26 protein-coding genes are annotated in these 26,219 nt (G+C 37.8%); 16 read left to right on the forward strand and 10 right to left on the reverse strand.

The genetic code is table 11. The features are described from left to right. Window positions 1–119: 119 nt before the first annotated feature. Window positions 120–857 (reverse strand): NUDIX hydrolase, encoded by a 738-nt coding sequence (locus P0077_RS05830; protein ID WP_276168197.1) that lies wholly within the window; start codon window positions 855–857, stop codon window positions 120–122. Window positions 858–1,108: 251 nt separating this feature from the next. Here P0077_RS05830 and P0077_RS05835 point away from each other — a divergent pair, with 251 nt between their 5' ends. The 6 genes from P0077_RS05835 to P0077_RS05860 are packed head-to-tail and all read left to right on the forward strand — an operon-like array spanning window position 1,109 to window position 8,061. Continuing rightward, a complete protein-coding gene (locus P0077_RS05835; RefSeq protein ID WP_276168198.1) occupies window positions 1,109–2,005 on the forward strand; it encodes a hypothetical protein in 897 nt (298 codons plus the stop codon). 38 nt (window positions 2,006–2,043) lie between these two features. Beyond that, window positions 2,044–3,099: a substrate-binding domain-containing protein gene (locus tag P0077_RS05840; protein WP_276168199.1), complete on the forward strand. Its 1,056-nt coding sequence runs from the start codon at window positions 2,044–2,046 to the stop codon at window positions 3,097–3,099. Between the two features lie 39 nt (window positions 3,100–3,138). After that, window positions 3,139–4,671, forward strand: coding sequence for a sugar ABC transporter ATP-binding protein (locus tag P0077_RS05845; protein WP_276168200.1), 1,533 nt, complete (start codon window positions 3,139–3,141; stop codon window positions 4,669–4,671). A 12-nt stretch (window positions 4,672–4,683) separates the two neighbouring features. Further along, the gene (locus P0077_RS05850) at window positions 4,684–5,652 is read left to right on the forward strand and encodes an ABC transporter permease (RefSeq protein ID WP_194524925.1); all 969 of its coding nucleotides are present in this window, start codon (window positions 4,684–4,686) and stop codon (window positions 5,650–5,652) included. Window positions 5,653–5,676: 24 nt separating this feature from the next. After that, entirely contained in the window at window positions 5,677–7,173 is a 1,497-nt protein-coding gene (locus tag P0077_RS05855) for a mannitol dehydrogenase family protein (protein ID WP_276168201.1), read from the forward strand. Beyond that, entirely contained in the window at window positions 7,174–8,061 is an 888-nt protein-coding gene (locus P0077_RS05860; protein ID WP_276168202.1) for a carbohydrate kinase family protein, read from the forward strand. Window positions 8,062–8,068: 7 nt separating this feature from the next. On the opposite strand, the gene P0077_RS05865 is transcribed toward P0077_RS05860, so the two are convergent. Next, the gene (locus P0077_RS05865; RefSeq protein ID WP_276168203.1) at window positions 8,069–9,559 is read right to left on the reverse strand and encodes a mannitol dehydrogenase family protein; all 1,491 of its coding nucleotides are present in this window, start codon (window positions 9,557–9,559) and stop codon (window positions 8,069–8,071) included. Window positions 9,560–9,717: 158 nt separating this feature from the next. Between P0077_RS05865 and P0077_RS05870 the strand changes: the two genes are divergently transcribed. The 3 genes from P0077_RS05870 to P0077_RS05880 all read left to right on the forward strand — a co-directional run bounded on the left by P0077_RS05870 (window position 9,718) and on the right by P0077_RS05880 (window position 11,511). Continuing rightward, window positions 9,718–10,443: an NUDIX hydrolase gene (locus tag P0077_RS05870; protein ID WP_194528883.1), complete on the forward strand. Its 726-nt coding sequence runs from the start codon at window positions 9,718–9,720 to the stop codon at window positions 10,441–10,443. A gap of 219 nt (window positions 10,444–10,662) precedes the next feature. Beyond that, complete coding sequence (locus P0077_RS05875) at window positions 10,663–10,971, forward strand: T9SS type A sorting domain-containing protein (protein ID WP_276168204.1); 309 nt, start codon at window positions 10,663–10,665, stop codon at window positions 10,969–10,971. 216 nt (window positions 10,972–11,187) lie between these two features. Continuing rightward, on the forward strand, window positions 11,188–11,511 hold the full coding sequence (locus P0077_RS05880) for a T9SS type A sorting domain-containing protein (protein WP_276168205.1): 324 nt from the start codon (window positions 11,188–11,190) through the stop codon (window positions 11,509–11,511). A gap of 115 nt (window positions 11,512–11,626) precedes the next feature. On the opposite strand, the gene P0077_RS05885 is transcribed toward P0077_RS05880, so the two are convergent. Then, window positions 11,627–12,058 carry an FKBP-type peptidyl-prolyl cis-trans isomerase gene (locus tag P0077_RS05885; RefSeq protein WP_194524932.1) on the reverse strand — a complete coding sequence of 144 codons (432 nt, stop codon included), beginning with the start codon at window positions 12,056–12,058 and terminating at the stop codon, window positions 11,627–11,629. 265 nt (window positions 12,059–12,323) lie between these two features. Between P0077_RS05885 and P0077_RS05890 the strand changes: the two genes are divergently transcribed. Continuing rightward, window positions 12,324–13,301 (forward strand): LuxE/PaaK family acyltransferase, encoded by a 978-nt coding sequence (locus P0077_RS05890; RefSeq protein ID WP_276168206.1) that lies wholly within the window; start codon window positions 12,324–12,326, stop codon window positions 13,299–13,301. Here P0077_RS05890 and P0077_RS05895 read toward each other — a convergent pair. Together P0077_RS05895 and tyrS are read right to left on the reverse strand one after the other, a co-directional pair. After that, entirely contained in the window at window positions 13,298–13,828 is a 531-nt protein-coding gene (locus P0077_RS05895) for a hypothetical protein (protein WP_276168207.1), read from the reverse strand. The genes P0077_RS05890 and P0077_RS05895 overlap by 4 nt on opposite strands. 87 nt (window positions 13,829–13,915) lie before the next feature. Then, a complete protein-coding gene (gene tyrS / locus P0077_RS05900) occupies window positions 13,916–15,211 on the reverse strand; it encodes a tyrosine--tRNA ligase (RefSeq protein WP_276168208.1) in 1,296 nt (431 codons plus the stop codon). Window positions 15,212–15,313: 102 nt separating this feature from the next. Between tyrS and P0077_RS05905 the strand changes: the two genes are divergently transcribed. After that, window positions 15,314–16,321, forward strand: coding sequence for an NAD-dependent epimerase/dehydratase family protein (locus P0077_RS05905; RefSeq protein WP_276168209.1), 1,008 nt, complete (start codon window positions 15,314–15,316; stop codon window positions 16,319–16,321). Here the strand turns inward: P0077_RS05905 and P0077_RS05910 are convergent. The 3 genes from P0077_RS05910 to P0077_RS05920 form a co-directional block, all read right to left on the reverse strand. Further along, on the reverse strand, window positions 16,302–16,664 hold the full coding sequence (locus P0077_RS05910) for a DUF4296 domain-containing protein (RefSeq protein WP_276168210.1): 363 nt from the start codon (window positions 16,662–16,664) through the stop codon (window positions 16,302–16,304). The genes P0077_RS05905 and P0077_RS05910 overlap by 20 nt on opposite strands. A 61-nt stretch (window positions 16,665–16,725) precedes the next feature. Further along, the gene (locus tag P0077_RS05915) at window positions 16,726–18,060 is read right to left on the reverse strand and encodes a dihydroorotase (protein WP_276168211.1); all 1,335 of its coding nucleotides are present in this window, start codon (window positions 18,058–18,060) and stop codon (window positions 16,726–16,728) included. 1 nt (window position 18,061) lies between these two features. Continuing rightward, window positions 18,062–18,790, reverse strand: coding sequence for a polyprenol monophosphomannose synthase (locus P0077_RS05920; protein WP_276168212.1), 729 nt, complete (start codon window positions 18,788–18,790; stop codon window positions 18,062–18,064). Between the two features lie 162 nt (window positions 18,791–18,952). Here P0077_RS05920 and P0077_RS05925 point away from each other — a divergent pair, with 162 nt between their 5' ends. From P0077_RS05925 to P0077_RS05935, 3 genes are read left to right on the forward strand one after another with little or no spacing between them, the layout of a single operon-like run. After that, complete coding sequence (locus P0077_RS05925) at window positions 18,953–20,620, forward strand: ArnT family glycosyltransferase (RefSeq protein ID WP_276168213.1); 1,668 nt, start codon at window positions 18,953–18,955, stop codon at window positions 20,618–20,620. Further along, window positions 20,620–21,276, forward strand: a complete 657-nt coding sequence (locus P0077_RS05930) for a DUF4271 domain-containing protein (protein ID WP_276168214.1) — start codon at window positions 20,620–20,622, stop codon at window positions 21,274–21,276. The genes P0077_RS05925 and P0077_RS05930 overlap by 1 nt, the downstream gene beginning before the upstream one ends. A 6-nt stretch (window positions 21,277–21,282) precedes the next feature. Beyond that, complete coding sequence (locus P0077_RS05935; protein ID WP_276168215.1) at window positions 21,283–22,029, forward strand: uroporphyrinogen-III synthase; 747 nt, start codon at window positions 21,283–21,285, stop codon at window positions 22,027–22,029. An 85-nt stretch (window positions 22,030–22,114) separates the two neighbouring features. Here P0077_RS05935 and pckA read toward each other — a convergent pair whose 3' ends face one another. Both pckA and P0077_RS05945 read right to left on the reverse strand, forming a co-directional pair. Further along, a complete protein-coding gene (gene pckA, locus P0077_RS05940; protein WP_276168216.1) occupies window positions 22,115–23,713 on the reverse strand; it encodes a phosphoenolpyruvate carboxykinase (ATP) in 1,599 nt (532 codons plus the stop codon). 85 nt (window positions 23,714–23,798) lie between these two features. Then, window positions 23,799–24,185 carry a DUF423 domain-containing protein gene (locus P0077_RS05945; protein WP_276168217.1) on the reverse strand — a complete coding sequence of 129 codons (387 nt, stop codon included), beginning with the start codon at window positions 24,183–24,185 and terminating at the stop codon, window positions 23,799–23,801. 81 nt (window positions 24,186–24,266) lie between these two features. On the opposite strand from P0077_RS05945, the gene P0077_RS05950 reads away from it, so the two are divergent. Together P0077_RS05950 and P0077_RS05955 are read left to right on the forward strand one after the other, a co-directional pair. Continuing rightward, window positions 24,267–25,646: a saccharopine dehydrogenase family protein gene (locus P0077_RS05950; RefSeq protein ID WP_276168218.1), complete on the forward strand. Its 1,380-nt coding sequence runs from the start codon at window positions 24,267–24,269 to the stop codon at window positions 25,644–25,646. Between the two features lie 91 nt (window positions 25,647–25,737). Next, window positions 25,738–26,208, forward strand: a complete 471-nt coding sequence (locus tag P0077_RS05955; protein WP_276168219.1) for an Lrp/AsnC ligand binding domain-containing protein — start codon at window positions 25,738–25,740, stop codon at window positions 26,206–26,208. Window positions 26,209–26,219 lie beyond the last annotated feature (11 nt).

Raw genomic sequence — 26,219 nt, forward strand, 5'->3', positions numbered from 1 at the left:
CAACAGGGAATTGTGAGACTGAATTAAAAAAGCCACACATTAATGCATGGCTCAAAATAGTAAATTAAATTGGCACTTGTCGTATTGAACACCCATTTGAGGCTTCCAGGAAAGCTTCTTTACATACTGATCAAATAATTCTTATTGGAAATTTTATCATACACGTCCTTACTGAACATATATAACTGAGCTGGCTTTTTTGAAACACCAACTTGCTTTTCATCCAAAGCAATTATATACTTTCTACTGATTAACTTTCTTCTAAAATTACGGTTATCAATTTCAACACCTAATATAGATTGATAGAGATCCTGTACATCATTCATGGTGAATTTTAAGGGCAACAATTCAAAAGTTATAGGCTCGGACAAGCATTTAGCCTTTAGGTCTTCATGAGCTTCCTCAATAATTTTCTTATGGTCAAACCCTAGTTTTGGCAATTCCCCTAGAGGAAACCATTTTGCCTTATGCCTATTAGCCTTTAAATCAACATCATTGGTTTTCAACAAAAAATAATAGGCTACGGTAAAAGTCCTTGAGCTAAATTTCTTGCTCTTAACCCAAATTTGGTCTGACTTCCCCATTAGCCGGTCAGGAGCTCCAAATACCTTAAATTGCTTCTTATACAAATTGGTTAGACCGGTTAGCTCTTTTAATACCCTAGCAGAGGCTTCATCTAGAGTTTCATGCTCATACACATGGTAACCGGTCAATACATAATCATCCACAAGGACATTAGATTTTGCCTCGGACTCCAGATACCGCTTTATCAATAGAACATTAAGCGATTTTGCCTTAATGTCGTATCCAAAAACTACACAATCCACAGATACATTCAAGATTTCCTTAGCCTTCATAAATCTATTTTACATACAAAACTAAACAAATAAGCTCTTTAAATTAAAATTAAACGTCCTTTTGACATTATTAATAAAAATTCACTAATCCCTAATATTACAAAGCAATAAAAGGTAATTTCACATATATTACGGGTAAAATATCACATTTTTTATGTTAATTAATTTGGTAAGTAAAAAAATAAAGTTTTCATTTGTCTAATAAACGTTAATATGACGTTTATTAATTATCAACCTATAACCATCTTGTTATGAAACAAATGCTATCCATTTTACAAACTAGAATCGGTTTTACTTTGAAAAATTCAAATCATAAAAAACTAGAGCAATTTAACAGAGCTTCTTTTATGCTAGCCCTACCATTAATTCTCTTCTTTGGAATCAATTTTGGGTTAGCTCAGGACGATAACAAGGATAAAGACCGCTACAAACCTTTTAACACTGGCGGCCACTTAAAGAACATGCATATATGGCATGGCTTTGTTGTACATCCAGGAGCTATGTTCGCCACCCATTTAGAATATAATTCAAAAAATGAAAAATTTACACTTGGCGTCTGGGGCGGTGCCGGATTCACCACTACCGATGTAATCCATAAGGATTCCGGACAAAACGTAAGGGCCAACTACAAAGAAGTTTCCATATATGCCCTCTATCGTCTTTCCGATAGATTTTTTGCCGAAGCCGTATCCCACAACAATTACACCGGGGTGGAAGAAAGAGGCGACAAACTAAACTATTGGAGCTATGACAAAACACAGGGATACAATTTTGTGGATATCAACTTTGGCTACAATGTTACCCCAAACACCCTTCTATATTTAGCCACCATTATAGGTGGTGGTTCTGGAGATTACGAAATCCGACCCGATGGTTCTCTAAAAAATTCATGGACCCATTATTTTGAAGTGAAAAGCAAGGTGTGGAAAATTGACAATTACGAACTATCCCTATTTGCCGGTGGTGCATGGTCCTTCTTAACGGACAAAACATTCTACACCCAAGACAAAGCAAATGTTATTAACGTAGGATTGGCACTGAACAAGAATATTACTGTAGCCAACTACGAATTGCCTGTTGAAGTTACAGCCATGTGGAACCCCGAGAAGCGAGCAACGGTGTTATCGCTAGATTTTTCTTTATTTTAACAAAACCCGAACATAAATAACAGCTAATAGTATTGATTATGAAAAACGTAAATTCAGCTTTAAAGAAAATCCTTGGCCCATTCGTGGTGGTCACATTACTATTTATGAGCAGTTGTGCCAGACAGTTAGAAACAAGCAAAGCCTCCAACAGTCTAACCGAAGATACAGAGGAGAGTTTTGTAAGCAAAATAGATCTTTCAGGCAAAAGAATAGGCTATTGCACCCCGTCATTGAACGCACCCTACTACCAAGCGCTATTCCAGAGCATTAAGTCCACTACCGAAAATAATGGCATGACCTTCTTATCTGCAGATGGCCAAAATGATATTAACAAACAAATTGCAGCGGTTGAGGATCTAATCACAAAAGGTATTGATGCCCTGCTCCTTAACCCGCTAGATCCTGATGCCCTGGTTGGGGTTACCAAAGTCGCTAAAGCCGCCGGTGTTCCGGTATTCATTATAGACAGTTCTATTGACCCATCGGCAGATTTTGTTACTACCATTCAATCTAACAACTTAGCAAACGGGGAACTTGCCGGAGAATGGCTAGCCAAAAAATTCGGCAAAGAAAAAATGAATATTGCCCTATTAAGTGGTAATGCCGGAAACCCTGTAGGCAAAACGCGGAAACAAGGGCTTTTACAGGGCATTACGGAAGAACAATTAAGAACGTTGGGCTATATTGATTTGAACATTAAAACCCAAATGTATACCAACTGGTCCTATGCCGGCGGACTAAAGGCCATGGAAGATGTTTTGGTAGCACACCCAGATGTAAACGTAGTCATTACCGAATCGGATGTTTGTGTACTGGGAGCCATAAAGGCAATTGCCCAGGCGGGTAAAACAGATGATATTTTGATCGTTGCCGGTGCGGACGGACAAAAAGAAGCCATAAAGTACATTATGGAAACAGATTTCTACGGGTGTACCGCCATGAACAGTCCGGTACAGATAGGAAAAAATGCCGTTCAGTATGCAATTGAATACATGAACGGAAAAACAGATTTCCCAAAAAACTCATACACTGCACCTTTACTGATCACAAAGGAAAATGCGGCAAAATACTACAGGCCAGATGCTATATTTTAAAGGGAATCCGCAACACTTATTAATCAAACCTTGTTAGACATGAAAACTGAAAATAGCGCATACCGAGTTGAAATGACCGGAATATCTAAAAGCTTTGGAGTGGTTTCTGTACTTGAAGGTGTAAATCTTAAAGTAAAACCCGGAGAAATTCATGCATTACTTGGCGAGAATGGCGCGGGCAAATCTACGCTGGTAAAAATCCTTAGCGGTGTACATCAAAAAGATGGTGGAAAAATCTTGCTGAACGGCGAAGAACTTAACCTAAAAAACACACACGAAGGTCAGGTAAAAGGTATTAGTGTCGTCTACCAAGAACTCTCACTGGTAAACGATCTATCCGTTGCCGAAAATATCTACTTGCACAAACTTGGCGCAAATAAGTTCTGGATGAACTGGAAAAAAATTACCAAAGACGCACAAGAGCTTATAGATTCTTTGGGCTTTAAGATTGATGCATCGGCGCGAGTCAGAGATTTAAGTATTGTCCAAAAACAAGTAGTAGAAATTGCCAAGGCCTTATCGGAAGATACAAAAGTACTCGTACTGGATGAGCCCACTACCGTTTTTGATCCTACGGACACACAAAAGTTATTTGACAATTTGTTCAGGTTAAAGGAAAAAGGCATTTCCATTATTTACATCTCTCACCATTTAGAGGAAATATTTAAGATAGCAGATTCCATAACCGTTCTTAGAGATGGTGTAGACACAGGTTGCTTACCCGTTTCCGAGACCGACACGGATAGTGTTATTCGATTAATGATCGGTAGGGAACTAAAGGATCTGTACCCCGAACGTAATGCAAAAATAGGGTCAAAACCTGTTTTTGAAGTCAAGAACCTAACGGCTAAGAACAACTTGGTTCACGATGTGTCATTTTCCGTAAAACCTGGTGAAGTTCTTGGCGTAGCAGGGTTAGGAGGCAGCGGAAGGACAGAAACAGCAAAATTGATTTTTGGTGCCGATAAAAAGAAATCCGGAACCTTGACCCTAAACGGAAAAGAGATTAAAACTAAATCGCCCGTTGATGCCGTAAAACATCAAATAGGCTTTGTATCTGAAGATCGCAAGGAAGAAGGTGTCTTTTTGCCTCTTTCCATTCGAAAGAACATTAGCATTACCAATTTTAGATCTATTTCCAGTAAACTGGGTTTCTTAAAGACAGAAAAAGAGCAAGAAAACGTATCTGCATTAATTAACAAGCTAAATATTAAGACCCCTAGCTCAGAAGTAGATGTAGGCAACTTAAGTGGCGGCAACCAGCAAAAAGTGGCTTTGGCCAAATGGCTTAGCATAGACAGCAAAGTAATTATAATTGACGAACCTACACGCGGGGTAGACGTTGGTGCCAAAGTTGAAATCTATAATCTCATAAACGAAGTTGCCCAGAAAGGTGTTGCCGTTGTGGTCATTTCTTCCGATATGCCCGAAATAATGGGTATTTCGGACCGAATCCTGGTTATGCACAAGGGCACCTTCTACGGCGAGTTGACCAAAGAGCAATTTTCCGAAGAAAACATACTACGCTACTCCATTGGAAAAGCATTAAAAACATCATCATCCAACCATTAAAAAAATTAGATCATGGCCTTAACAATAAAACAACAACTTAGTAGTCCAGGAGGATTCCTTAAGTTTCTGATCAAACACAACACCATCTTCATTTTCATCGTACTAGTGCTGTTTTCTGCAATGATTTCAGATGTGTTCTTTACATCGGTAAATCTGTCCAATTTACTAAAACAGGTTTCCGGTATTGGTATTATAAGTATTGGAATGTTAATAGTAATCCTAACCGGTGGAATAGACCTTTCTGTTGGTTCCATGGTAGCCTTGTTGGCCGTTACTTTCGCAATTTTAGTGAATACATTTGCCTTGCCCCTAGCCATTCTACTGACCATTATAATCGGGTTTTCACTGGGAAGCGTAGCTGGTTATCTTGTAGCCTATCAAAAAATGGCACCCTTTATTGCCACACTTGCCCTAATGACTATTGCAAGAGGCTTGGGCTTTATCTATTCAAAAGGTTCCCCTATCACCTTCACCACTTACGGAGGATTGTACATGTCCGACTTTGCTAATAATTCAACCTTGGGCATACCTAACATTTCTATCGTGTTTTTTATCATTGTTATCTGTGCGATGGCAATGCTACGCTACAATGTATTTGGGAGATTGATTATAGCCATAGGAAGCAACGAGGAGGCCTCTAGACTATCGGGCATTAAAGTAAACAAATACAAGTTTTTGGTCTATGCAATTTCTGGGGCTTTGGCCGCAACTGCCGCTATCATTGTTGCCTCCAGAACAAATTTGGGATCACCTAATATGGGCATGGCTTGGGAACTTGACGCTATTGCCGCAGTAGTAATTGGAGGCGCAAGCTTAAATGGAGGAAAAGGAACCGCTATAAACACCTTAATGGGCGTTCTTATTTTAGGCTTGATAAGCAACATCCTAAATCTACTTAACGTACCCTCCTACCCGCAACAAGTGGTGAAAGGTGCCATAATCATCTTTGCCGTTCTCTTACAAAAATTCGAGAGCAAATAACTTAAAAACATAACGTTACATATTATGACTAGCTATAAATTAAACAACAAAAACCTCAGCAAGTTTTCAGATGAGGCCCTTATTCCCCAGTATGATAGATCTGCCTTAAAAACAGGTATCGTCCATGTGGGCATAGGGGGGTTCCACCGATCTCATGAAGCCTATTATACCAATCAATTATTACATGACCCAGCCAATTCGGATTGGGGCATTTGTGGCATTGCCCTATTGGATTTTGACACAAAAATTTACAATACCCTTAAAGAGCAAGACGGATTGTACACCCTTATTGTGAAGGAATTGGACGGCACCTTGACCAAAAAAATCATAGGCTCTATTGTAGAATACCTTTTTGCTCCGGAGAATCCAACACAGGTAATAGAGAAAATGGCGAGTACCGATGTTAAGATCATAACCCTGACCATTACGGAAGGTGGCTATAACTACAACGAAGCCACGGGTTCTTTTGACTTTACAAATCCCCTAGTTCAACAGGACTTAGAGCACCCACAAGCTCCCAAAACAATTTTTGGTTATTTGACCCAAGCATTAAAACTCCGAAAAGAAAGAGGATTGCCCGGGTGCACCATTCAGTCTTGCGATAACATTCAGGGAAATGGACATATGACGGAAAGGATGTTATTGAGTTTTGTACATATGGCCGAACCGGATCTCGTACCCTGGATAAAATCAAATGTATCCTTCCCTAATGCTATGGTAGATAGAATCACTCCCGCCACATCAGAAAAGGATATTACCCTATTAAAAGATACCAGCGGAATTGAAGATGCATGGCCCGTAGTTTGTGAGCCTTTTAAACAATGGGTCATAGAAGATGATTTTATCTCAGGAAGACCTGCTTGGGAAAATGTAGGAGCTCAATTTGTAGAAGATGTAGTTCCTTATGAAAAAATGAAGCTTAGCCTATTAAATGCAGGACATTCCGTTTTGGGAATCCTTGGCGCTCTAATAGGCTATGAAACTATTGACGAATCTGTTCAGAACAAGGCTATACAAACCTTTTTACACTCCTACATGGATGAAGAGGTGAGCCCTACTTTAGGTGATTTAGAAGGTGTTGACTTGAAAAAGTATAAACAGTCACTGCTTCAAAGATTTGGAAATATTTACATCAAAGATCAAATAGACAGAATATGTTCTGAGAGTTCCGCTAAAATTCCCATTTTCATTTTACCCACGGTAAACGCACAATTAGAAAATGACGGCCCTATTGAACATGCGGCTTTTGTAATTGCAGCCTGGGCCATCTACAGTGCCGGTGTTGACGAGCAGGGAAACCCCTTAAATATTAAAGATGCCCTAGAATCCCTATTAAAAGAAAAAGCTCTGGTTGCCAAAGACAGTCCCGCATCTTTTTTAGAAATAGAATCCGTTTTCGGGAAGCTGAATCAATCCAAAAGATTTGTTGATTCTTATTCAGCGGCATATCAAAACATTCTAAAATACGGTGTAGAAGAATGTGTAACCCAAATGAACAATAAGGCTATAAATAATATTTAAATGAAAAATATAGTTTGTTTTGGAGAAGTTCTATGGGACGTATTCCCTACCCATAAAAAAATTGGAGGAGCGCCTTTGAACGTTGCAGCACGTTTACAATCATTAGAAAACAGGGTAAGTCTGATCAGCAAGGTAGGAAATGATGGGGCCGGTAGGGAAATAATTGAATTCCTTAACAAACAGGGTATCAACACCCAAAGCGTAAAAGTGGATTCTACTCTAAAAACCGGAGATGTAAAAGTTACTTTGAACGACAAAGGTTCCGCCTCATATATTATAGAGTCTCCTAGAGCTTGGGACCATATTGAACTTACCCCAGATGCTGTAGACATCACTCAAACTTCGGATGTCTTTATATATGGAAGTTTGGCCGCAAGAAACCACACCTCTAAGAATACACTACATGAGCTTTTAAAACTGGCCAAGTATAAAATTTTTGATGTTAATCTTAGAGCTCCGCATTACACTATACATGTTTTGTCCGAACTCATGGATGCTGCCGACTTTATAAAGTTTAATGACGATGAAATTTTAGAAATAGCAAAAGCCCTAGATTTTGAATCCGAGTCTCTGGAAGAAAATATCAAATTTATAGCGAAGTATACCAATACAACATCTATTTGTGTTACAAGGGGCGGTAATGGCGCCATACTCTATTGTAATCATTTATTTTATTACAACAACGGCTATCCAATAACAGTTGTGGACACTGTTGGTGCAGGAGATTCTTTTTTGGCATCTCTGATCAACAAAATCCTTAAGGGTGCTTCCCCTCAAAATGCCCTTGATTTTTCTTGCGCCATGGGTGCAATTGTAGCCAGTAACCAAGGGGCAAACCCAAAAATAGAGAAAGCTACTATTGATAAAATGATGTATGTACAACCATAGAGATATGCTATAACAGACCAGAATTAAAATCTTTTATACACTCTTTAATCGTGCGCGTTCTAATATAATTTAGATAGCGCACGTACTTTTCCACAAAAATTGGACTGCTTTTTAAATCGCCAAAAACAGATTCAATTTCTAAAAACCTAATCGGATTCTGCTGAGACTGAGTGGCCCTTCTAATCAGAACATTACTTATAGAGTCTGAAATTTTATATGTTTTACCTTGATCATCCAAACCATCATAATATGTACACCATGCGGCAATAACAAAAGCAGCCCTGTCTATAACCTTGTCTTTTGACAACTGTGTCCGCACCGTCGGCAAAATAAAAATTGGGACTTTTGCAGAGCTTTCATCGCAAATCCTGGAAAGGCTATCATAGATATAAGGGTTCTTAAATCTAGCAATCAAAGTAGACTTATAATTTTCTACCAAATGAACCTCGGCCTTATCCAGAACAGGAATGACCTCTGCATCCATAAAAGTTCTCAGGAAATACATAAAGTCTTCATCGTTTGCAGCCTCACCTACGGTTTTATATCCGTGAAGCGTACCCAAGATACCCAATAGGGTATGTCCCGCATTGAGCAACTGAAGTTTCATTTTATCATAAAACTCAATATGCTCCACAAACTGTACACCTACCTTTTCCCACTGTGGCCTTCCGTGAAAAAAATTATCCTCGATCACCCAGTTCGCAAAAGGCTCGCATACCACTGGCCATTGGTCCTCAATTAAAAAGTCGTTTTTTAAAGTTTCAATGTCTTCCGGGCGGGTTAGCGGTGTAATCCGATCCACCATTGAATTTGGAAACGTAGTGTTCTCCTTTAGCCACGGCAGCAATTCGGGCTCCATCTTATTTACGTAGTTGAAAAAAGAAGCTTTCATCGTATCTCCGTTGCCTTTTATATTGTCACATGATAGAATGGTACAACCTGCTAGACCTCGGAACTTCCTCAACTTAAAGGCTTGCATCAAATATCCAAAAACGGTTTTTGGATAAAAGGGGTTTCTCATATCTTCGGCAACAACCGGATTCTCCTGATCAAACTCTCCTGTTATCTCGTTTAAGTGATATCCGTCTTCGGCAATGGTCAACGAAATTATCTCGATATCCGGATGAGCAAGTCTTTCAATGACCGCCATGGGATTTTCAGGACCAAAAAAGTACTCTACAATAGAGCCTATAACTTTTATTTGATGGGAACCATTGGCATCTTTCACCATCAAGCAATACAGCCCATCTTGATCTTTTAGAACATTATAAATTTTTCGGTCTGCATCCAAAAGGTCTATTCCGCATATACCAAAATTAAATTCATCATGATTTTCTATCAGCTCGTGCATATAATATGCCTGATGCGCTCTATGAAAATTGCTTATCCCAATATGTGCAATACTTGTTTTAATTTTATCTCGATCAAATGCAGGAATCAACGCCCTATTCTGTAGCGCGCCTACATTCTCAATATTTAAGTATAATGGGTTTTGCATATTTTTTTTACAATATAGAATCAGTATCCAAAATCTTTCAATTTACATAAAAAATAAAATTATATCTATATTTTTTAAGTGTTCATTGTATATTGACGAAATAGAACTTCATGCTCCGGCAAACGAGTTTAAACCAAAGATAAGAGAGCTGTATTTAAATGGATTTTAGAAAACTGGATAACGTATCTGTCAATTGTGTCATTTTTGGCTTAGGCCCAGAAGGTTTGTATGTTCTTTTGCAAAAACGTACGCTAAATATGTTCCGAAAAGAGTACCCGGTAATTGATGACTGGGTTATAACAGGAGAACGTGCTTTCACAAACAAAACTTTAGAGGAATCTGCCAACAGTATCTTTAAAAGCATAACCAACCTTAACGAATTCAACAGGGTTCAGTTTCACACCTACGGCAATACCTCTAGAATCAAAACCGACAAAGATTTATTATGGACCAAAAGCAAAGGACTAAAGGCACAATCCATGACCATTGCGTATTATTTTGTACAGCCTAAAAAGAACATTCAATTAACCGATGATGACTTTAAGTGGTTTCCCGTAAAAGCTTTGCCGGAATTGGGTTTTGACCACAAAAAAATAATTGATGACGCTCAGGAAGATTTGAAGCAAAAAATCATGGTTGAGCCTATAATATTTGATTTGATATCGCATAAGTTTACGTTAAATGAACTTCAAATTGCTTTTGAGTCTGTCCTGAACATTGAAATTGACAACCGAAATTTCCGAAAAAAAGTACTGAAGAAAATTTATATTGTTCCTTTGAACGAAACCAGAAAGGGCAATGCAAAAAAACCTTCTAAGCTCTATGTTTTTAGCCGAGATGTGTATAATAAAGTAACGGAGAAAGACCTCATCATAAATATTTAAGAGTCTAAAAGTCAATAAAAAATTCGTTCCGAACGAAATACAAACCATGCCTAACAAGACAGAATAAGGCTTTACACTATGAGGTAAACCAGAAAATATCTTTCAATTAATGCCTTCACAGCACCATTTATACATATTTTCCTACGTTTTGTAATTTCGTCCAACGATCAAAACAAAGATTTCGTATATTCGTGGTATACTATTTGCTCACATAATTATATGAAGCACTTTTACCTCTTAATTACTTTCTTGTGTATTTCCTTTTGCTATGGGCAAGAATCCCAGGGCAATGGGGATATTAAAGGTTTTAAACTTTACCCGAATCCGGTTACGAACGGTAAGGTTTATATTAGCACTTCTGAAACTTCACCTAAACAAGTCTTGATTTATGATGTTTTGGGAACACAAGTTTTAGAGACCAAAATTAATGGTGAGGAACTGTATCTTTCAAATATTGATGCGGGAGTTTATGTATTGCGTGTTTACCAAAACAACAAAGTAGCTACCAGAAAGCTGATTATAAAATAGTTCTTAGAACACCATCCAAACCCGCCTTATTTTCAATTGTTTACAATATTAAACGGTATAGCCCATTGACAAATACCTGTCGATGAATGGTAACAAAACTGCGATGAATGGAAGGCGATATTTCCTACACCTACATCTAAGTCACTTTCACAACATTTTACAACACCTACCCTACCCTTTACCTACCTTTAAACTGTTGACCCCAAATCAATACTTATGCGTACTACCTACTTTATGCTTTTACTAATATTCACCATTAGTATGTCCGCCCAAAATTCCTTTGATTTCCAAAATCAGAGCAAAGAAGAAATTCCTGGTTTTAAACTTTATCCCAACCCCGCTTTTAATGATGTGGTGAATGTCATTACCAGAGACAACCAAGTAAAACAAATTAAGGTTTATGATGTTTTTGGTAAGATTGTCCTAACCGATCAAATCTCCAAAAGCAATCTAAATATTTCTAGACTGGTACCCGGAGTATATGTACTTCAAGTAACCGAAAACAAAAAAACGAGCAACCGAAAATTGGTCGTAAAATAAGCACAAAAAAAGCCCCCTCTCGGGAGCTATTTCAATCTAATTAAAAACAAGTACTCTATTTACGTTAAGGTATTTCCGTTAATAATTCAAAAACAACTTTACCGCAACTCTAATTTTATAATATCTCTACCACTTCAAGGTCAAAAACAAGGTCTTTACCTGCTAAAGGGTGATTACCATCTACAACAATACTTTCTTCCTTTACATCTGTGACCAAAAGATTAATTTCTTGACCACTTTGAGTCTGAGAAACAAGCCCCATACCTACTTTTGGCTCTATATCCTGTGGCAATTGACTTTTAGGTACTTCTTGTATCAATTCCTCTTTAGGCATTCCGTAAGCTTCCTCTTTTGGGATGTTAACGGTTTTTTTCTCATTGACCTTCATATCAATAAGACCTTTTTCAAAACCAGGTATCAATTCACCTTGACCCATAGTAAATTCAATAGGCTCTCCTCTTTCAACAGAGCTATCAAAAACTTCACCTGAAGCCAACTTTCCTGTGTAATGTACTTTTACTTTATCGTTTTGTTTAACTTGACTCATAATATCATTTTAAAAAACAGCAAAATGCTATTTTATAGCTATTTCGGTAAAGGTACAGGTATAAAAACGGTTACAAAATCTTTAACCCAAGGCCTCGGGGTATTTAGAAAACATTAACACTTTACACGTTAAACGTTAATAATTTTAACACTTGCCACCTAGTTCAATACCAACTTCCGTAACTATACCAAAATTATACACTTTTACCCATCTTGTTTATTTTTTACAGAAAGTATATGACTATTTTTGCTTCAGTAAAGTAATTATGGACGGTACCGAAATTTTTAAAATTGATTCTCAAATTGAATTTGATGCACAGGCTCTAAAAGTTTTTAAGCATCAGTTCCAAACCAATGCCGTGTACCGTGAATTTTGTTCTTATTTAAAGAAATCCGACGAAAATGTAACCCAAGTTTCAGAAATACCTTTCCTGCCTATCTCTTTTTTTAAGTCGAAAGAAATTATTTCTGGCGAAAAGCATCCTAAAACTATTTTTACAAGTAGTGGAACCACCGGAAACGAAACCAGTAAACACTTTGTTAACCGCATTTCCCTTTACGAGCAAAGTTTCCGCAAAGCTTTTGAACAATTCTACGGTAAAGTTGAAGATTATTGCGTTCTAGCTTTACTACCTTCTTATCTTGAACGGGAAGGATCATCACTCATTTACATGGTGGATGATATGATAAAAAAAAGCAAACATGTAGATAGCGGATTTTACCTCAACAACCTTGATAGTTTGAGGGATAAATTGATTCAGCTGGATAAAACCGGTCAAAAAATACTACTCATAGGTGTTTCCTTTGCTCTTCTAGATATGGCGGAAAAGCATTCGCTCCAATTGAAAAATACGGTCATTATGGAGACTGGAGGCATGAAAGGACGAAGAAAGGAATTAATTCGCGAAGAACTACACGATATTCTAAAATCCGGATTTGGAGTACCGGTCATACACTCCGAATATGGTATGACAGAACTGCTATCCCAAGGGTATTCCAAAGGCAACGGCATTTTTGAAACCCCACCATGGATGAAAATATTAATCCGTGATACCGAAGACCCGCTAACTTACCAAAACCACGGAAAAACCGGAGGTATGAATGTCATTGATTTGGCCAATATTGATTCCTGCGCATTTATAGCTACCCAAGATTTAGGCAAGACCTATGAAAATGGCACATTTGAAGTACTGGGCCGTTTTGACCATTCAGATGTTAGGGGTTGTAATCTAATGGTTCTTTAAAGACCTAAAATCTTTGCATCTACAAAGAAGGTTGTGTTTACGTCTATCTCATGATCAGTACTGATCAGCTCGTCCGTAACGGTTTCCAATCTAAGATTGAATTTATCTTTTTTAATGTAGTCCTTAAGATCAACATCCAAAACATCTACATCCAAAACATCACCCACAGTTTCTTCTACCTCATCCTTGGAAGCTATCATAATTTCCTCAAGACCTTCCGCAGAAATATAAACTTTTAAAGATTCAAGAAAACTAAAATCGCTATCGTCCGGTGTTGTAATCCTTAATTCCAATTCCGTGAGCTTAATTTCCTCGATCAAATCTTTACGTGTATCATTCACCTCAAATTCCGATTCCGAATTGGTTTCTACATCCGGTGTAAACATATCAAAAGGAAGGTCTATTCCGGTTGAGGATGGAATGGTCACCTGGGTTGTATAATCTATATTAAACTTAGTGAGTTCATCTAATTTATCACAAGAAGCAAACACTGAAATAACGGTTATAAGAAGTAAAAACTTACGCATACTAGAATGGGGTTTAAAAGTATTATGGCTACATAACGCTTTTTAAACCCCATTTAGTCTATGATTTCTAGAAAATAAAACGATTGACTAGTTAACTACCAGAACAAAATAGTTCTTTTTACCCCGTTGCAGCAAAACAAACTTACCATTGATCAAATCATTTTCCGTGATTAGGTAATCTGCTTTTACCTTTTCTTTATTTACTGAAATAGAATTTTGTTTCAGCTCTCTTCTTGCTTCACTATTAGAAGCCAAGAATCCTGTTTTATCTGCCAAAGCACCGATCATATCAAATCCTGGTGTAAGTTCGGATTTGGAAACTTCAGCTTGTGGAACACCATCAAAAACATCTAAAAAGGTCTTTTCGTTCAAACCTTTTAAGTCTTCGGATGTTGACTTTCCAAAAAGAATGTTACTCGCTTTTTGAGCGTTCTCCAAATCTTCTTGCGAATGAACCATAACGGTAATTTCTTCTGCAAGTCGCTTTTGTAAGATGCGCATATGTGGCGCTTTTTGATGCTCTTTCACCAATGTATCTATCTCATCCTTAGAAAGGAACGTAAATATCTTAATATACTTTTCAGCATCTGCATCTGATGTGTTCAACCAATATTGGTAAAACTTGTAAGGAGATGTACGCTCGGAATCCAACCAGATATTACCTCCCTCGGTCTTACCGAATTTAGTACCATCTGCCTTGGTAATCAATGGGCATGTTAAGGCATACCCTTTTCCTCCGCCAATTCTTCTGATCAACTCCGTACCCGTAGTGATATTCCCCCATTGATCACTACCTCCCATCTGCAATGTACAGTTATGGTTCTGGTATAGATATAGAAAATCATATCCTTGAACCATCTGGTAGGTAAACTCGGTAAAAGACATCCCTTCTTTTGATTCTGCCGAAAGTCGCTTTTTTACGGAATCCTTCGCCATCATATAGTTAACAGTAATATGCTTGCCAACATCCCGTATGAAATCCAAGAAAGAGAAATCCTTCATCCAATCATAATTGTTGACCAAAAGAGCAGCATTATCGGCATCACTATCAAAATCTAAAAACCGTGACAGTTGATTTTTTATTCCTTCTTGATTATGGCGTAGCGTTGCCTCGTCCAATAGATTACGCTCCGCAGATTTACCAGAAGGATCACCGATCATACCCGTGGCACCACCAATAAGGGCATATGGCTTATGGCCTGCCAATTGAAAATGACGTAACATCATTACCCCCACCAAGTGGCCAATATGTAGTGAATCTGCCGTAGGATCAATACCTACGTATGCAGATTGCATTTCGTTCATTAGGTGCTCTTCGGTTCCAGGCATTGCGTCGTGCAGCATGCCTCTCCATTTTAATTCTTCTACAAAGTTTGAAGTCATGTCCGTTTATTCTGATAATTTGCTGCAAATATAAAAGTAAATCATGGCCCAACCCCTGAATATTAAAGGAATTTATTCCGCGCTATTTGCTAACTTTGGCACATGGTCTTGGTTACAGGAGGAACGGGGTTAGTGGGCTCACATCTTTTATTTAAATTGATGGAGAACGGTCATTCCGTTAGAGCAATTCATAGAAAGGGAAGCGACCTGAAACGCGTGGCCAAGGTTTTTGGCTACTATTCAGACGATGCCAAAAGTCTCTTTAACAAAATAGAATGGGTAGAGGCCGATATTATTGACATACCCGCATTGGAAATTGCTTTTGACCAAATTACCCATGTTTACCATACCGCCGCATTGATTTCTTTTGACCCCAAAAATTTTGATACACTCCAAAAAATAAATACCGAAGGAACCGCCAATATTGTAAACCTTTGTATTTCAAATGGCATAAAAAAATTGTGTTACACCAGTACCATAGGCGCTATTGGTAAAAGTTTGGAGGATACCATGGCCGATGAAGAAAATGCTTGGACACCACGTGAGGCCAATGTGTACGGACTCACCAAACAAGCAGCGGAAATGGAAGTTTGGCGTGGTTCTCAGGAAGGACTACCTGTAGTTATGGTAAACCCCGGTGTAATTATTGGCCCAGGATTTTGGCATAGTGGTAGCGGCGATTTATTTACCGTGGCCAAAAAGGGTTATCGGTTTTATCCGCCGGGCGGAACGGGTTTTATTACGGTTCATGATGTGGTTAAAATGATGATTTCCCTAATGGATTCAGAGGTTATAAACGAACGCTATATTGCGGTGGCCGAAAATTTGACCTTTAAAGAAATTCTAACCAAAATCACCACGGAACTAGGAATTAAACCGCCATCCGTTCAGCTAAAATTTTGGCAACTTGAAATTGGCAGGTGGTTCGATTGGCTCAAAAACCTATTTCTAAAAAATGGAAGAAGAATTACCAAAAATTCAATTCGTTCTCTAAAACACCGAGAGATGTATGATAATCAGAAAATTAAAAATGATGTCAATTTTGAATTTATATCCCTAGACCAAACTATTTCGTTTTGCTGCAAAAGATTTAAGGAAGAGTATCAGTAGCTTTCTCGGCCTTAGCTTTTTCGCGTTTAAGCTTCTCTTTGGCAACCCTAAGACTATCATTAATTTTCTTCTGTTCCTCTAACGCTTTTCCTTCACGCTCAAGGTTTGCTTCTATTTCTTTATATATTTCCTCATACTCCACAGGCAGCGAAGCATAATAGCGATCACTTTCTACCAACTGCAGGCTATCTATATCATATTTATTAAAAATATAGTCCATGGGTTCTACATCATTTTCGCGCAGCACCTGAACATTTGTTGTTTTAGCGGCATTTACAATGGCCAAATCTTGAAGTATTTGAACCATTTTATCCTTGGGAATAAGATTTTCCGGCTTTTTCAAAAGCGTTTCATTGCAAGAGATAAGTGTGCAAACAACTGTAAGTAAAGCTAAAACCCTCATATTATCTATTGAATGTTAATCGTTTTGCATTTCGCTCTTCAGAAAAGTTTCCGTTTTCATAGGCCAAATGACCGTTCACAAAAGTATGTGTTACAGAAGACGTAAAAGTAGCCCCTTCAAAAGGAGACCATTTACATTTATAAGCAATATTCTCTTTGGTAACCTGCCAAGGCGCATTTACATCAACCACCACCAAGTCTGCATAATAACCTTCTCTTATATAACCTCGTTTTTCAACCTGAAAAAGTATAGCCGGATTGTGACACATCTTTTCCACCACTTTTTCCAAAGAAATCACACCCTCTTGAACCTTTTCCAATAATGCCGGGAGTGCATGTTGCACCAACGGGCCACCTGAAGGAGCTTTCGTGTATACGTTGTCTTTCTCACTTAATAAATGTGGGGCATGATCCGTTGCAATTACATCTAAACGATCATCTAATAATGCTTCCCACAATTGCGCTCTATCTGCTGCAGTTTTTACAGCCGGGTTCCATTTTATTAAAGTTCCCTTGGTATCATAATCGGTATTGGTGAACCACAAATGGTGTACACATACCTCTGCTGTAATTTTTTTCTGTTCTAACGGAATGTCGTTCCTGAACAGTTCCGTTTCTTTTCCTGTAGACAAGTGAAATACATGAAGACGTGCCCCTGTCTTTTTGGCTAGTGCTATAGCCTTTGAAGACGAAAGATAACAAGCCTCTTCACTACGTATTTTATGATGGTATTTTACAGGAATATCCTCTCCGTACTTTTCTTTATACTCAGCTAGATTTCTTTTTATTGTCCCCTCATCTTCACAATGGGCGGAAATTACCATTTCAGTATTGCTAAAAATGTTTTCTATGACCTCTTCATTATCCACCAACATATTACCTGTAGAAGATCCTAAAAATAACTTTACACCAGAACAGGCATTTTTATCCAATCGCTTTAATTCTTCCAAATTATCGTTAGTCCCTCCAAAAGGGAAAGAGTAATTGGCAAAACTTGAGCGAGCACCCATTTCAAACTTTTCTTCAAGCTTTTCAATAGTTGTTGTTTGCGGGTTTGTATTGGGCTGTTCCATGTAGGAAGTAATTCCACCAGCAACGGCCGCCCTACTTTCCGAAGCAATATCTCCTTTATGGGTAAGACCAGGTTCTCTAAAGTGCACTTGATCATCTATAACCCCTGGCAAAAGATATTTGCCCTGAATGTCTATCACCTTGGCCGTATCATCAGAAATATTAGCCGCAATTTTTACAATTAGATCATCTTGAAGCAACACATCGCTTTCAAAAATGGAATTTTCATTTACGATTTTTGCGTTTTTGATCAATACTTTTCCCATACTAAAATCTAGATTTATAGAACATACTTCGCACCTTCATCATAAAAACTCCAAAAATGGCTTCTTGTATAATAGATGATGACATTTTTGATTTACCTCTTACCCGATCCCGGAAAATAATTGAAACTTCTTCAATCTTATAGTTCTTTAAATAGGCCCTGAATTTCATTTCTATTTGAAATGCATACCCAACAAAACGAACAGAATCTAAATCAATATTTTCCAAGACATGACGCTTATATACCACAAACCCGGCCGTAGGATCATGGACCCGCATTCCTGTAATCATCTTTACATAAAAAGAGGCCCCATAGGACAGTAACACGCGGTAAAGAGGCCAATCTACTACGTTCACTCCTTTTTTATAGCGAGAGCCCACAACTACATCAGCACCATTGGCACAGGCCCTATATAACCTTTGTAAATCTTCCGGGTTATGAGAAAAGTCGGCATCCATCTCAAAAATATAATCATACTTTTTCTCAATGGCCCATTTAAAGCCGTGTATGTATGCCGTCCCCAAACCAGATTTCTCTTTTCGCACTTCTAAAAAAAGCCGATCTGCATACGCTTGCTGCAGCTCTACTACTTTTTCAGCAGTACCATCAGGAGAACTGTCATCTACAATTAAAACATGAAAATTTTTATTAAGATCAAAGACCGCTTTTATAATAGCTTCTATATTCTCTATCTCATTGTAAGTGGGGATAATAACTAGGCTGTCTGACACGGATTTGCTTGAATTTGGACAAAAATAACATTTTATAATTCTCTAAAAAACGCCAACAATCGAATTGTGAAATTTTTAAGCGTTGGCTATCTATCAGAATTTGTAATTTTGAACGTTGTTAATTTGATAGCACAAGCAGTAATTTGAGATACCAACTAAAGAATGAAGATTAAACTACCACGAATTTTTCTAATCATACTAGGTATCGGTTTTTTAATAAACCTGCTTCAATCTTATTTCACACCACTTATTTTTGATGAGGCGTACTATTGGCACTTTGCAAGCGACATGGCATGGGGCTATTTTGACCACCCACCTTTGGTAGCCGTTCTCATTAAAATAAGCAGTTTCTTTTTTGATGGGGAATTAGGGGTTAGATTCATGAGCTGTATACTTTCTACCGCTACGTTATTTATATTATGGTGTACGGTAGACCTCCCTAGAAAAAAGGAATACGCGATACATTTTTTTGTACTGGCGTACTCCATGACGCTTTTGAACGCCTACGGTTTTTTTACGTTACCGGACACCCCTTTATTGTTCTTTACGGCCTTACTACTTTATGTTTACAAAAGATTCATTGAGAAACCGGATGTACTTTGGGGTATAATCATGGGCGTAACCATGGCCGGGCTTATGTACAGTAAATACCATGCAGCCCTAGTAATCATATTCATATTACTATCTAACTTAAAGCTGGTATTGAATAAATATGCATGGCTTTCTGTTTGTGTAGCTTTACTCTGCTATGTACCACATTTTATATGGTTGTACGATAATGATTTTGTCACCATAAATTATCACCTTTTTGATCGCCCCAACGACCCTTACAATTTCACAAAATATACCTTGGGCTTTTTTGTGAACCTCGTGGCGATTTTTGGACTTACTTTTCCATGGATTTATTGGGGCCTATTTAAAACCAAGGCCAATGATAAATTTACTAGGGCCTTGCTGTTTTTAGTGTATGGAATTCTAATTTTCTTCTTCTTATCCAGTTTTAACCGAAGAATACAGACGCAATGGATTATTGTGATAAATATTCCACTAATTATTATTGTTTTCCGATTTATAATGGAAAACGAAACTGCAAAAAAATGGATTTATAGAATGGGATTGGTCAATATAATCATCATCCTTTACCTAAGAATAGGACTCGTTTATGAACCCATGTCTCCTATTTATTATGAAACCCATGGCAACAAAGAACTTGCAGAAGATATACAGGCTGAAGTAGGAGATATGCCCTTGGTTTTTGAAAACTCTTACAGAGGAGCATCTATGTTCGGATTTTATACGGGAAATAATACTTTCTCTCTTAACAATGAAAGTTATAGACTTAACCAGTACTCCATTGACAACTCCGAAGCAACCGTACAACATCAAAAAATATTATATCTATCTAGTAGGTCTTCAGATGCCGATGTTAGTTTTACCAAAAACGATAGACGTAAAATATATGGTAAATACATAGACAACTTTGAATCGTTTAGGAAACTAAAGACCATTTTAGAAGCACCAATTAATTTCAATCTTGAACAAGAACAAACGTTTCAACTCTACAATCCGTATGAGTTTGACATAGACTTAAGTAAATTAAAGTTTAATGTGGCCTATATGACGGATTTTAAGATTGTAAAGGACAAATTACCTAATAAACCAACTTTAAAAGATCCCAGTATTTCCACAATCAAAGCAAAGGACACACTTACCTATTCCTTTAAATTTCCGAAGCCGAGAAAATTAAAAGAGCCAAAGTACGTTAGAATAGGTATAATGGAGAATCATTTGAATTATGGCATTAATGGAAGAAACACAAAAGTAGAGTAATGGAACCAATACTAAGAACTGCGGGCACCGCTGATTGGATTACCATAATACTCATTAGCAGTATAGTATTCTTGGTACTTGCCAAAGGGTTATTTTATAGTCGCTTTCTAAACTTTATAATATTACCGTTCAACAACAAGTACATTTTCATGTACAGCAAAAAAGAAAAGTTGATGAACTGGTTTCACATATTTTTCACCATTTTTCAGGTGATTAATTTTTCGCTTTTTGTTTTCTTGGCTAGACAAATATTAAGAGGCAATACAAATGATGCCTATCCCTTTATGTACCCTATCATTTTAGCGTGCATTTTGGGTTTTATTGTCGTAAAAATAATCTTACAACTAGGTAACGGCTTCATTTTTGGTTCAGGAAAGACCATTGGCGAGCTTATTTTTAAAAAATTATCGTACTTAAATTATAGCGGGATCATCATGTTTTTAGCCAATGTAATACTGGCTTATGTAGCGCAGGGCTCGCATATGGTCGTATATGTTGCCATACTTTTAGTTCTTCTGATTAATGTAATTGGGTGGGTCACAGTGTTAAGGAATCACCAAAAATTTATCACTTCCTACTTTTTCTATTTTATTTTGTACCTTTGCGCTCTCGAAATTTCCCCGTTTGTTATCATTGGCAGTTATCTTAAACAATAGGTTTATATGAAAGTAAAAACGATTTTGGTTTCCCAACCAGAACCGAAGATGGAAAACTCACCGTATTCGAAACTGATAGATAAGGAAAAAGTTAAAGTTGACTTCAGGCCTTTTATTCACGTAGAAGGTGTGGACGCTAAAGATGTGCGCCAGCAAAAAATAGACCTAAAAAACTATACGGCAATCATTCTAACTAGCCGAAACGCTGTTGATCATTTCTTTAGAATTGCTGAAGAAATGCGCTTCAAGGTACCCGATTCAATGAAGTACTTTTGCCAGTCAGAGGCTGTAGCATACTACTTACAGAAATATGTGGTTTATCGCAAGCGTAAAATTTATGTAGGTAAACGTAATTTTCCAGAATTGGTTCCCTTGTTCAAAAAATATAAAGGCGAGAAATTTTTGTTGCCTTCTTCAGATGCATTGAAGCCCATTGTACCTGAAATTTTGGACGAACTTGATATTGAGTGGAAAAGAGCAATTTTCTACAAAACAGTTATTAGCGACTTATCTGACTTAAGAGATGTGTATTATGACATCTTGGTCTTCTTCAGCCCGTCAGGTATTGAATCACTATTGCAGAACTTTCCGGATTTTGAGCAAAATGACACAAGAATTGCCGTTTTCGGAAACTCTACGGTAAATGCAGCTACTGATGCCGGTTTACGCATAGATATTAAAGCACCTACTCCTGAAACCCCATCTATGACCATGGCTCTTCAGAAGTACATTAATACCGCAAACAAGAAGTAAATAGAGCTTTACTTCATACCATATAAAAACCCTTTGTTCAAAATTTTGAACAAAGGGTTTTTTAATTATACTATTGCCATAATTTCTAGAATGCATACCGCTGTGGACCACCACGACGGATTTCTTCACTTGCAAAGGCTTCAAATTTTTTGAAATTCTCTCTAAAGGCATTCGTTAATTTAAAAGCGGTGGTATAATAAGCCTGGTCATCGTTCCATGTAGCTCTTGGGCTCAATACTTTTGTTGGCACACCAGGACATTCCCTAGGTTGAGCGACACCAAAAACGGAATGAATATGGTAATCATCATAATTATACAACCCTAAATCGTCATTAAGAACCGCATTGATCATGGCTCGGGTATACTTCAATTTCATTCGCGTCCCTACACCGTAGGGGCCACCGGTCCACCCCGTGTTGACTAACCATACATTTACACCGGCATCTTGCATTTTCTTGCTTAACATTTCAGCATATTTAGCGGGATGCAATGGCATGAAAGGAGCTCCAAAACATGCGGAGAAAGACGGTATTGGCTCCACAACACCCGCTTCCGTACCGGCAACTTTAGCCGTGTATCCGGATATAAAATGATAAGCTGCCTGGCTTGGTGTAAGTTTGGATATTGGAGGCAGTACACCAAAAGCGTCTGCGGTTAAAAAGAAAATGTTCTTAGGGTTCTTTCCTATGGAAGGGCGCTTTACATTTTCAATATGATAAATTGGGTAACTCACCCTCGTATTTTGAGTAATTGAGGTGTTGGCAAAATCTACGTTTCCAGCCTCATCCATTATAACATTTTCTAAAATCGCACCTTTTTTAATGGCTCCGAAGATTTCAGGTTCGTTCTCTTGAGATAGGTTGATGACTTTGGCATAACATCCACCTTCAAAATTAAAAACGGCATTTTCATTGTTCCAACCATGTTCATCGTCTCCAATTAATTTTCGGGATGAATCTGTGGACAACGTAGTCTTACCTGTACCTGAAAGACCAAAAAAGATAGCGGTATCTCCTTCTTTACCCACATTTGCGGAACAGTGCATAGGCATGGTATTTTTCTCCACGGGAAGAATGAAGTTTAACGCCGAGAAAATTCCCTTTTTGATTTCTCCCGTATAACCCGTTCCTCCAATCAGGGCAATTTTTCTGGTAAAGTTTAGAATTGCAAAATTATGTTGCCTTGTTCCGTCTACTTCGGCATCTGCCATAAAACCCGGTGCATTGATTACCGTCCACTCAGGTTCAAAATTCTTAAGTTCTTCTTCCGTTGGGCGGATAAACATATTGTAAGCAAACTGATTGGACCACGGATACTCATTTATCACCCTAATATCCATTCGGTAATTATGGTCGGCACAAGCATAACAGTCTCGCACAAACAATTCTTTTTCATTCAGATAAGCAATAACCTTATCATAAAGCGCATCAAATTTAGAAGACTCAAACGGAATATTGATATCGCCCCACCAAACCTTTTCTTCGGTAACGGCATCTTTAACAATAAACCGATCTTTAGGAGATCTTCCCGTAAATTCACCGGTGTTAACGGCTAGAGCACCGGACGATGCTTTTTTACCCATTCCTTTCTCAAGAGTAATGGTTTCTAATTCGGAAGGCGATAACTGATAATGCAGATTCTCGTGCGTAATACCGTACGATTGTAAAGAAACAGATTTTCCCATTTTTTAAGAATTGTTAATTCAGAGTTCATTTTAGGTGGTAAAATTATCAAAATAATAATCTTACATACCAAAAAATGAGAATTTATTAGTAGAAATGTTTATAAACTCGATAGCCGAATATACTCCACCCAATAATAAGCAGAGTCCCACCAAGCGGAGTGACCAGACCAATCACTTTAAAATCAAAGGAGGTTAAACTATTTGTTGCCAGTAAATAAATAGAGAACGAAAAACAACAAATGCCAACTAGCAGAAAATAGAAAATCAGCTTTTTCATAACTTCGGGCAGTTGTTTCATTGTTCCCAGAATAAGCAAAAGTAATGCGTGGTACATTTGGTATTTTACCCCGGTCTCAAAAGTTTGGATAGCTTCGGCATCAATGAGCTTTTCTAAACCGTGGGCTCCAAAAGCCCCTAAAATAACAGCCAAGGCTCCTAATAGGATTCCAGTGAGATAAATTGTTTTGTTCATAACTTATATGATGTATTTTTTTATAAATATAACAATCACTACCTTAGTATCTCGTTACAACCACTAAAAGTACAAAACTAAATGCCGCGAAATATACTTGTTATAGGAGCAGGGAAATCTACCTCATACTTATTAGATTACTTCCTTGACAAATCTGAAGAAGAGGAATTACACCTTACGATTGGTGACCTTAATCCCGATACTATTTCACAGTCTATTAGCAACCATAGAAACTGTACCGTGTTTGAGCTCAACATTCAGAATGAAGTTGCCAGACAGCAAGCCATTGCAGAAAGTGACATTGTGGTCTCTATGCTTCCCGCATTTTTACATATTAAAATTGCTGCCGACTGTATTGCTCTCAGCAAGCACCTTGTGACCGCTTCTTATGTAAGCGATGCTTTAAAAAAACTTGACCCACAGGCTCAAGAAAAAGGGCTTATTTTTATGAACGAAGTGGGACTAGACCCCGGTATAGACCACATGAGTGCCATGCAGATTATTGACCGCATAAGGGACAAGGGAGGAAAAATGTTGCTTTTTGAATCGTTTTGTGGTGGATTGGTTGCTCCCGAAAGCGACAATAACCTTTGGAACTATAAATTCACCTGGAACCCAAGAAATGTGGTTTTAGCGGGCCAAGGCGGTGCCGCTAAATTCATTCAAGAAGGTACTTATAAATATGTACCCTACCATAAGCTTTTTAGGCGAACAGAATTTTTTGATATTGAAGGGTATGGTCGTTTTGAAGGCTATGCGAACCGAGACTCCTTAAACTATAGAGAAGCATACGGCCTAGAAAATATACTTACCCTCTACAGAGGCACTATGCGCAGGACCGGGTTTTCAAAAGCGTGGAACATGTTCGTACAACTAGGTATGACCGATGACAGTTACACCATTGAGAATTCTGAAAACATGTCTTACCGAGAGTTTACCAATCTGTTTTTGCCCTATTCCCCAACAGATTCGGTAGAACTAAAATTACGTCACTACCTTAAAATTGACCAAGATGATAGCATGTGGGAAAAATTATTGGAGCTTCATCTATTTGAAGACGATAAAAAAATAGAGCTAAAAAACGCCACTCCCGCACAAATACTACAATACATCCTAGAAGATAGCTGGACGCTAGCGGATTCTGACAAAGATATGATCGTTATGTATCACAAATTCGGTTACGAGCTGAATGGAGAGAAACACCAAATTGATGCGAACATGGTGGTCATAGGAGAAAACAGAACATATACAGCTATGGCCAAAACGGTTGGTTTACCCGTTGCCATCGCTACTTTAGCCATTTTAAATAAAAAAATAACAACGCCTGGAGTTCAGATTCCCATTAAAAAGGAAGTTTATGAACCTATACTAAAAGAACTTAAGGCATACGGAATCGACTTTAAAGAATACGAAGTACCGTATTTGGGATACAACTTAAGCCCCGTCTCCAATGGAGATTAGCAATAGCCAGTAACACCACACACCTAGATTTTAGAAAGTATACAATTCAAACAATAATAGCTACTTTTACCATCAATTTATAACTCAAAATATGAAACTAGGTAACGATAAGGTGAAAATTGACGGTATTGACAAAAAAATCCTAAGGTACTTAATGGATGACGCCAGAAAACCTATTCTTGAAATTGCTCGTAATATTGGCATCTCTGGTGCCGCTATTCACCAACGATTGCGAAAATTAGAATCTTCAGGACTACTATCCGGGTCAAAATTCGTTATCAATCCAAAAATAATTGGTTACCATACCATGGCCTATATTGGTATTTATCTAGATAAGGCCATGAGCAATCCCGCCGCAGTAAAACAGCTGGAAAAAATACCAGAAGTACTTGAATGTCATTACACTACAGGAAACTGGTCCATTCTCATAAAAGTGCTCTGTAGGGACAATGAACACCTAATGCACGTGCTCAATAAAGATATTCAACAAATAGAGGGTGTATCCCGTACGGAGACCTTTATTTCCCTTGCACAACAAATTGATCGACAAATTCAGATATAATATTTGTATTA

The organism is Zobellia alginiliquefaciens, from assembly GCF_029323795.1.
Taxonomy (GTDB): Bacteria; Bacteroidota; Bacteroidia; order Flavobacteriales; family Flavobacteriaceae; genus Zobellia; species Zobellia alginiliquefaciens.